Source organism: Candidatus Electronema sp. PJ (genome assembly GCF_048287395.1).
In the GTDB taxonomy this organism is placed as follows: Bacteria; Desulfobacterota; Desulfobulbia; order Desulfobulbales; family Desulfobulbaceae; genus Electronema.
Genome location: NZ_JBLWEO010000088.1, coordinates 1 through 8625 on the forward strand (window position 1 = coordinate 1; position 8625 = coordinate 8625).

The 8625-nt window shown below is 48.7% G+C and carries 6 protein-coding genes and 3 pseudogenes; 1 reads left to right on the forward strand and 8 read right to left on the reverse strand.

All coding sequences use genetic code 11. The annotated features are described in order from the left end of the window. Window positions 1–139, forward strand: a 139-nt coding sequence (locus ACNKIB_RS13840; RefSeq protein ID WP_417911164.1) for a transposase, incomplete at its 5' end; no start/stop codon positions are given. A 22-nt stretch (window positions 140–161) separates the two neighbouring features. On the opposite strand, the pseudogene ACNKIB_RS13845 reads toward ACNKIB_RS13840, so the two are convergent. The 8 genes and pseudogenes from ACNKIB_RS13845 to ACNKIB_RS13880 all read right to left on the reverse strand — a co-directional run. Beyond that, window positions 162–293, reverse strand: a pseudogene (locus tag ACNKIB_RS13845) (CRISPR-associated endonuclease Cas1); the annotation flags it as partial. Continuing rightward, the gene (gene cas4 / locus ACNKIB_RS13850; RefSeq protein WP_417911160.1) at window positions 290–895 is read right to left on the reverse strand and encodes a CRISPR-associated protein Cas4; all 606 of its coding nucleotides are present in this window, start codon (window positions 893–895) and stop codon (window positions 290–292) included. The gene cas4 and the pseudogene ACNKIB_RS13845, both read right to left, overlap by 4 nt. Window positions 896–923: 28 nt before the next feature. Beyond that, on the reverse strand, window positions 924–1781 hold the full coding sequence (cas7c, locus tag ACNKIB_RS13855) for a type I-C CRISPR-associated protein Cas7/Csd2 (RefSeq protein ID WP_417911161.1): 858 nt from the start codon (window positions 1779–1781) through the stop codon (window positions 924–926). Continuing rightward, window positions 1778–3487 carry a type I-C CRISPR-associated protein Cas8c/Csd1 gene (cas8c, locus tag ACNKIB_RS13860; RefSeq protein WP_417911162.1) on the reverse strand — a complete coding sequence of 570 codons (1710 nt, stop codon included), beginning with the start codon at window positions 3485–3487 and terminating at the stop codon, window positions 1778–1780. Before cas8c ends, cas7c begins: the two co-directional genes overlap by 4 nt. Continuing rightward, window positions 3484–4128: pseudogene (cas5c, locus tag ACNKIB_RS13865) on the reverse strand (type I-C CRISPR-associated protein Cas5c). Before cas5c ends, cas8c begins: the two are co-directional and overlap by 4 nt. A gap of 13 nt (window positions 4129–4141) precedes the next feature. After that, a complete protein-coding gene (cas3, locus tag ACNKIB_RS13870) occupies window positions 4142–5812 on the reverse strand; it encodes a CRISPR-associated helicase Cas3' (protein ID WP_417911165.1) in 1671 nt (556 codons plus the stop codon). Between the two features lie 18 nt (window positions 5813–5830). After that, window positions 5831–6328, reverse strand: a pseudogene (locus tag ACNKIB_RS13875) (CRISPR-associated endonuclease Cas3''); the annotation flags it as partial. A 256-nt stretch (window positions 6329–6584) separates the two neighbouring features. Further along, window positions 6585–7664 (reverse strand): replication initiation protein, encoded by a 1080-nt coding sequence (locus tag ACNKIB_RS13880; RefSeq protein WP_417911163.1) that lies wholly within the window; start codon window positions 7662–7664, stop codon window positions 6585–6587. Window positions 7665–8625: the final 961 nt, after the last annotated feature.

An 8625-nucleotide genomic window follows, 5' to 3' on the forward strand; every position in this document is an offset into this window, starting at 1 on the left:
ATGTGGACATCAACTTGAATTCCTGCCACCTTACTCTCCTGATCTTAATCCGATTGAGCATAAATGGGCGCAGGCAAAAGTTCTCAGAAAAAAATATCGATGCTCGGTTGAGGAGCTTTTTCAGAACGATATAATATGATCATTTTATATCGCTACAGCTATATCCCTGCCAGTGTATGCACGGGCAGGCGCAGCTTGGTTTCGCCTTCAATCCGCACTGCCACTGTTTCCCCGTCTTTGGCCAGATATGCGCCCTGAGTCGTTACAAAGAGGGTGTTGAGATGCGTCTTCATAATGCCGTCATTCTCGCCAGATAATTTTCCACTCTGTTCTTTTTTCCGGCTGTTTGGGGTAGGCAGGTGTCCAGCAGAGAGCAGCTTTCGCAGCGTTTGCCGTATTCTGGTGGCGGCGTACTTGTGCCGGAAAGCAGTTCATGCAGCCGGGCCGCAGCATCCTCTGTAATGCGGCGCAGCCGTTGGTCAAACTCCACTTCGGTGCGCCGTTTCGTTACGCCGTAATAAAACGCGCCCGCCGGAACTGTGCAGTCCAGCATCTCTTCCAAGCAGAGGGCTTGAGCGCAGAGCTGCACCAAATCAGAATCGTCTTTTTTCGGCTTGCCGTGTTTGTATTCCACTGGAAAAGGCTGCCATGCTTTATCTGGCTGCCGCCGGAACTCCACCACATCAGCCCGGCCAGCCAGTCCAAGCCGCAGGGAACGCAGTGGCATGTCGTATTCAATCTTTACCGTGCCTCTGGAATCGCTGCCAGCCTCATGCACATGCTCATGGAGAAGCCGCCCTTCGGCAGTAAGCCGATTTTCTGTCCAAACTTGCTCCAAGTGGATCAAGGCGCATTGGCGTGGACAGAAAAGCAGATGCTGAAGCGCGGAAATCATGAGAAGGTTGTCTTCTGAATACATCTCGCTACAGCATTTCTTGTGCTGTCACGCCTTGCGGCACTTTGCCGTGAGCAAAAGACACTTCATAATCAGCAAAAGACCTTGGCGGAGCTGACTTGTCTTTCCGCTTCACTTGCACCAGCTCAAAGAGCTTGCCCGCCGGAGCATTGCCCAACGTGCTTTCGTGCTTGAAGACAATGAGCTTGCGGGCTGACATTTCCCCTCTGGTGGCAGAGCGGTCATGGTCAAACATGCTGATCAGCGCATCCCAGAGCAGTTGCAGATCAGCCTCAGAAAAGCCGGTGTTTTTGGCAAAGGCAGCGGAAATGTAACCGTGCGCACGGTACAGCCCAAAAGGAATGTAGGCTTTCCGGCCCATCGTCCGGTTGTCGCCGCTTTGCGCATCCGCTTCCTTTTCCGTCTCAACTGCCATACGGGTGATGCTGGCCTCCAGCGGCACGACCGGGTCAACGCTCTCGGCAAAGCTGAACTGCACTGGCCCCCGCACTTGGCCGCAATTGTTCTTTGTGGTGGACATCACCGCCCCGAACGTCCGCACATCAAAGAAATTGGCGCACATCCAATCGCGGGCTTTCTGTATCTTGTCGCCTTTCTCTTCTTTCACTGCATCATAAGCAGGCTGTCTGCGATTGGCCAGCACAGCCTTTTCTTTAACATAAATATTGTACTTCGCTTCTTCGCCCTTCAAGGCTTCCACAAAGTTACGGATTTTTCGCTTCAGGCAAACATCAGTGACGATGCCGTGGCTGGTTTCCGGGTCAATGCGGGGCATATTGCCGGAATCAGGGTCGCCGTTAGGGTTTCCGTTCTTGACATCAAAAAGATAAACAAACTCATAGCGGTTCTGGATATGATCGCTCATTTTTCGTCTCCTTTTTCTTCGCCTTCTTTTTTGCGCCAAAGAAGGTTTCTTTGCTGATAATAGCCTATTGCAAACAGACCTTGCTCCTGCAAATCAAGATGCGCCGGGAAGTAGTTGATATTTTCCATGAGCTGACCAATACGGCGGTCAGACAGATAGCCATACTCAGCTTTGCTGATATGATGCTGGGCAAGCCGCAGCAGACGAGGGAAAACTGCCTGCGGCGTTGCTGAAGCTGCACCATAAAAGCGGTCTCTGATTGTCGTGTTGATCTTGCCGAGCGCATCAAGCTGGGCTTTTTCCATGACAGCAAACAGTCCGCCGAGCAGATACGGCACCATCTTTTCATTCTCATCCCAAGACATAGGCACCTCCATACCATAATTTCTGATTAAAACTGCTTTCAGGATCGCGGCCCGCAAATAGCTTATGCGTTGATCCGCTCGAATCCGGCCTAAAACGCCATGATACAAGTTGAGCGGATATTTGCCATCCTCCAAAATAGAACGCATCAGCGCACCGCCCAGAAGCGGAGAAATGTCCTTTGTCTCCCGTGCTGTCTCTTTGAGCAGATGCCAGAGACCTGGATATTCAGTGTCTTTCTCTGAACGGTCTGTCAGCTCAAGCCGCTGAAAATGGCGGCCTATCCGCTGCGTAAGTTCCTCCACACTGCATGAATGACAAAAACGCAGAGCAAGACGGGCTTTATTCAAAGAAAAGCCTAAAATATAAAAAGGAACTTTGCCGTCATAGTTGGGAATTCTTGGATTCTCACCTTTTTTTGCCGCTTTCAGAAAAGCGGCGAGCTGGGCATCATTTCCTCCATCCGCCTCATACGGATTCAGCACCTGCCCAAAGAAATCTTCAACCGGAGATTCCTGCGCTGTCCAAAAAACCGTCATCACATCGCCAATGCTTAACCGCTGCTTTTTGCTGCGAAAAAGATATTTCAATGCTGCGGAACTCTTAAATTCATCAATGACATGAATCGGCGCATTTTCTCCCCGTGATTTTCCATAAGATTCATAGGCGTTTTCATTGAACGAAACCAACGATGCACCAGAGCCGAACTTAAATTGGGCGTATTGCTGCTGTATATTGCCCCGTTCGTTAGTCACTAACGAACGGCCCTGCGGACATTCCTGCTGCTGTTTCTGCTCAAGATACTGTTGCCACAACGCCCGCACCGCTGGCCGCTCGTGAATGAAACTTCGTTCGCCTTCCAGCTCAAAGGCCACCCATTTGCCATGCGTGCCGCAGATTTCATCCCACAGCGACAGTGCGGGAGAATCCGCCGGATTCCATGTTGCAAGAAAGGCTTTCACCGCGAGAATACCCGGATCATCTGAAGCACCCGCAACTTTACTCACCAATTCGGCAAAGGATTTTTTATGCACAGGCTTTTCCGTATCACCAGACATGCCAAAAATATAATCCGCTTTATCTACTAGAAAGTTTGGCGTTGTTGCTGCACCAGAAGAGCGGACATTGACTGTATTACTGTACGGCGCAATAGACGCACGAAATTCGTATTTATTGGCCGCGATTTTTGTGCGGAGTTCACGCGGCTCGCCGACCATTTTGCCGTCATGATTCAGGATGATGCTGAAACCGATTTCTTCCCGGCTGAATCCCAAGGGGGGAATATCCGGGTCCTCTGCCTCAGCCAGGCGGTCATAATAGGTGATCAAATTTTGAAAGATCATATCCGCACCTCCTGCCCTGCACAGTCCACTGCGCCATTGATCATCACTGCCCGAAAGAAATGCGGCTGCATGTTGTCGGTAAAGTCTATGTGATGGAGCATGTAGCCTAAATCACGCTTTCCCTTATGGACAGATGGAGGAATTTCATCCGCCCAAGCAAATTCAGCCGGAAATTCCCGGCAGCCTAAATAGGGTCGCTGAAAACATTGCCCGTTTCTTGCCCGTCGTTCAAACATACCCAAATGCTTGCCGGGATCATCATCCTTACCTTTGCCCGTGAATTCAAAATGCGCTTCAATCACATAGACCACATTCCGCAGCACAAGAGCTGCCCGCTGCTGCCGGTCGTCTTCAATAAACAGATCAATAGATGATCTACCGTCTTTCATTGCTTTGGAAATACTGGTCATTGGCAGCTTGCTGGCCAGTTCATTCCGCCGGATATTTTCAAAGCGGATTTCATTAAGAACGTGAATAAAATCAACCTGTCAAAGTATTTCCGGCTTCCAGTAGATTGCTTCTAATATCCCACAAGCAGCAGAAGGGGTCATTACGTCATAACTCACCCTCTCGACTTTCATTTCAGGCCGCGTAAAACAGGCATATTTTCCTGAAACCAATAACTTCACGCCATAGCTCATTATTCTGCCTCCCTTACACAATGAATCCCTGTCCTTCTGGAGATTGGCATTTTAATCCAGTCTCTTTTGAATACATTTCGCTATTCTTCAGGATAAAAACACCGGGCTGCGCCTCTTCCAGCCATTCTTTCAGCTCAAAAAACTGATTTTGGTAAACTTGCACCGTATATTTCTGCAATTTTCTTAGGATGGATTGCTTGTTCTCAATATATTTAAGCTGATCAGCAAGTTTTACCGCATTTTCATCAAGTGCAATGACGATTGCTTGGTTTGCGCTGTCAATCATTTTGAAGTCTGCGATGTCTTCAAAGGAAAACTCGCATTTTTGCGTGCCCGCTCGGCATTTTCCCAAGATGTCATCCTTGTCCATCCGGTCATGATTTATCCAAAAATAATCATTAAAATACGCCTGAATGCACTCAGGTGCAAGAAATTCTTCTGCAAATCGATCAAGAAGCGGCTTCGCGCACTGGCAAGTGTGTCGGAAGTAGCTGACAGAGGGAATTTTTTCCGGCTCATAAACAAAGACATCACCGATTTTCCGCAGTCCTTCCCGGTTGCAACGCCCTGCTGCTTGGGCAATGGAATCCATTCCAGCTAAACTGCGATATACGACCGGAAAATCCACATCCACACCTGCTTCAATGAGCTGTGTGCTGATTACCCGGCAGTGGCTGCCTGCATTCAGGCGATTTCGTATTTCATCAAGAATTTTGCTGCGGTGTTCTGGATACATCAACGCACTGAGATGAAAAAAATCCCCATCGCCTTTGAGTTGTTCAAACAATGTCAGAGCCTGGTCGCGGGTGCTGACTACGCAAAGCACCTGCTTTTCCTGCTGGAGTTTAGCCGCAATTTCTTCCTGCGTTTGCTGGCCAAGCCATGTCATTCGGGTGCGCTGGAGTGCTTTAAAAAGTTGCGGCACATCGTGGATAATTTCTGCTTGTTCCAGAGCAAGTCCGTTCTTGAAGTTATTCGACTTGCTGACGGCTGGCTGCGTGGCAGTGCAAAGCACAGCGGTTACGCCATAATTTGTGGTCAGTTCGCGCAGCACTTCCAAGCAAGGTTGGAGCTTTTCTACAGGAATAGCCTGCACTTCGTCAAATATCACCACCGAATTGGCGACATTGTGCAGCTTTCTGCATTTGGAGGTCTTGTTGGAGAAAAAGGAATCGAAAAACTGCACATTTGTGGTCACAACAACAGGCGCGTCCCAGTTTTCCGCTGCCAGTTTGGTTTTCCAATCGGCTTCGTCCGGGACGAAATTGGAATGGTGCTCCAGCACAGTCTCATTGCCAAGCACATTGCGGAAAACCTTGGCATTCTGCTCAATGATGCTGGTGAAAGGGATCACGTAGATGATGCGGCGGAATTGGCTGTACGTCTTTGCATGTTCCAAGGCAAAGGCCAGAGAGGCAAGCGTCTTGCCGCCGCCAGTCGGCACAGTCAAGGTGAACAAGCCCGGCTTTCGCTGCGCGGCGGCAAGGCAGTTTGTCAGCACGGTTTCACGAATCTCATTGACCTTGGAATTGCTTGCAGCAGCCCTCAACGCATCGAAATTTTGCCAGAATATCGAATGCAAATTTTGTAGCGGCGTGTCGTGTTCCCGTTGTTCCGCTTTGTCTGGGCTGCAAAACCGCTCTGTGTCTAAACGGTCGGCATCAATCAGGCAGGAAAACAACATTCTCAGAAAAAACTGTAATTGAAACCCGGCCAAGTTTCTGTCAATTTGCAAAGGAGGAAGCGGCGGCATGGCAGGATTCGGCTTAAAAGGAAAGATAACTTTTTCAAGTTTTTTGTCCTCAAGCCGATGCTGAAGGCCGCCGGTCTGACTGCCATCCGCCCAGTTCTGCAACCCGCTGTGATGACCGGCAATGCAGTAGGCCAGCAACTTTCCAGTCTGCTTTGACAGGCTGTGTAAATGCCGTGCGCCGAAGGTGGCATGGTCACGTTTCCTGCGAGAATCAAAATAAGCGGAAAATTCATCTTCAATGTTATTGGCATGACGCAAATACGCCTGAAATTGAAGGCTGCCTTTGCCAAGGTCATGGAATCTGCCTGCAAGCTCGCCCAAAGCTCCGGCCTTGAATTGTTCCGCAAATTGTCGACACAGTTTAGCGGTGTTTTCAAGATGCTCTTCAAGAGACTGCCACTTCTCAACCGGATGGTCGGCAAGGCTGTGAGCACAGTATTTTTGCATGATTACTCAAAAAAAGATGCCCCCGTTGACGGGGGCGGTTGTTAGATATATATAACTATTACCGTTTCAATCTCAGCGTCCAGATTGTGGAGGGGCTGCCGAAAGGCAGCTTTGAATAAGGCTGATTTTACACCCCCGCTTTAAAAACGCTTTAAAGGCCATTTTTATCCGTTTCCGTTGTTGGGGGTAGGGTATGGGGTTTTGGTTTCAGCAACGCGCTGGAGGCTATCTGGCGCACTCCTGCGGGCTATCCTGTTCAGAGGCCAAAATCAACAACAGGAATCCGCGATAGGCAAATCTGGCATTTCTTGCGATAAGGGAGACCGCCGCGCTGCCTGACCTTGCAGACCTCTTTATGTCGCCGCTTGTTCAGCCAGCAGCTCAAGGATTCCGCGTGTTCAGGCTTTGCCTTGTCCTCCGCCTTGGAGGAACGCTGCGCAAGCTCCCGTTTAACCGCCCCCGCCACATATCGCGGCATTGAGCCTTTCTCCGCGCTCCATCTTTTCTGCATCTCCGGCAGCTTTTTGATGAAATGCGCTTCTTTTTCAGCACCAACTATTTGATCAATGATCTTTTCAGCCAAGTGATTGCGGATTCCGCAGCCAAGCAGCAGCTTGAGCAGTTTGTTTTTCTGGCTTTCAATCGTTATAACGTAATCAGGCTGCTTGCTGTCAATAAAGAAGCGGAGAGCAATGACAGTCTTTCCTGATGTCTCTTTGACGTATTCAACATTAAGGCTGCTTTTTTCATTTATTTCTGCAATCGCAGGGTCGATCAACCTTTGTCTGAAGGAATCAAACCGGGGATACTTTCCATCTGCTCCAAGTATGCTGTGCAGATCATTAAGAGTTACGTGCCAGCCTCCTGCGTTCTTCCATCTGTTCAGATTCTCAAACAAATGCCACGTTGAAGCTGCCTTGAATTGGTGAACATCAGCCAGCCTGTAAACTGAAAATCTTTCTTTCAGCTCAAGAAGATATGGAATCATGCTTGTATTAAGCATAAACATTACTTCACCATTTCCAGGGATATATTCAAATTCTTGAAACCACCAGATGTATTTTTCTTTGCTATCAATCATGAATGCAAATGGCTTGCTCATAGCCGTCACAACTCGCTTAATGACGGAATAAGCCGAATCTTCTGCCATGTCAAAGATAGTTGCCAAGTCAGTCACCTTGGCGGTGAATCTCCGGTTGTCAGGCTGTCTGCTATCGTAATGCGCGATGCAGTAGGCAATCAGCCGGAGTTCTTGGAGGTCATACTTGGACATGACAGGGACAATGTCATTCGATTTTGCAACTGGTGAATTTAGCGTAGGTTTTTTGGTGTCCATAATCTTATCACAACGTATTTGTTGTTTTGTTGGGATGAAATCCAGTTTTAACCGATTAATAGGCTTTTGTCAGCAACAAATCTGTTGTGGGATAGCAACAAATCTGTTGTGGGATAGCAACAAATCTGTTGTGATTCAAACTTTGATCGCCAATGATTTCATAGGGGTTACAAGAGCGTAAAAAGTAGAAAAAGGTAAAATATATACAAAAGAGCCTGCGGCTCTACTGATTGTCGGCAGCAACTAACGCTCATTGCCAAGGCCAAAAAGGACAGATGCGCTACCCACAGTCGGTGGCTATGCCAGCCGTGTTTTTCTCTGAAAGAGGGAAATAGCTACCAGCTCTGAGGCTACGAACAAGGCTTTCCTGTCTGCCAAGCGCAGCAAGGAGGATAAAAAATGGAAGGAACGCTCCGGTCAGCAGGCTGAAAACAACCGCATGAGCGTCAACATTTTGATTTTGCTTTGGAATGTACCCAGCAATCTGAAATTATTATTGAATAATACAACTGAATGTAATTATTGCGTAATCCCAAGATGGTTTATACGCAGGACAAAAAAATTTTCCACGTGACTTCCAGCCCCGCCCTGTAGCTTTGGCTTTATCACGCCGTTGCCTGTTTTCGGCCTGCCGGGTGGTGCTGAAAATCGGAGAACTGCTGCTCTCCCGTGTACTGGGGTTTCCTTCGGCATTGGCTGCCGCTATCCCTGTTCTGTGCATCGGGATAGTTCCGCTCTCTGACTTTTCCGCCTCAGAGAAAAACAGACGGCCTCTTGCAGCTTGCACACCGTCTGGCTTGTGACTGGCAGAACCTCGGTAAAGAGGGTCACGACCATGTGAGCGAATTGGCACGCATCCATGGATTTAGTTTTTTTCTCAGCGATACTGCCTGCTCAGGTTTCTTTTGAGGCTTGCCGAGGAAGCCTGTCCGGGGGTAAACAAACGCTGTGTAAAGAACCC

What these genes read in the sequence shown, in the direction of transcription:
- cas4 (WP_417911160.1), bottom strand. Translation starts at nt 895, where the DNA reads ATGATTTCCGCGCTTCAGCATCTGCTTTTCTGTCCACGCCAATGCGCC.
- cas7c (WP_417911161.1), bottom strand. Translation starts at nt 1,781, where the DNA reads ATGAGCGATCATATCCAGAACCGCTATGAGTTTGTTTATCTTTTTGAT.
- cas8c (WP_417911162.1), bottom strand. Translation starts at nt 3,487, where the DNA reads ATGATCTTTCAAAATTTGATCACCTATTATGACCGCCTGGCTGAGGCA.
- cas3 (WP_417911165.1), bottom strand. Translation starts at nt 5,812, where the DNA reads ATGTTGTTTTCCTGCCTGATTGATGCCGACCGTTTAGACACAGAGCGG.
- ACNKIB_RS13880 (WP_417911163.1), bottom strand. Translation starts at nt 7,664, where the DNA reads ATGGACACCAAAAAACCTACGCTAAATTCACCAGTTGCAAAATCGAAT.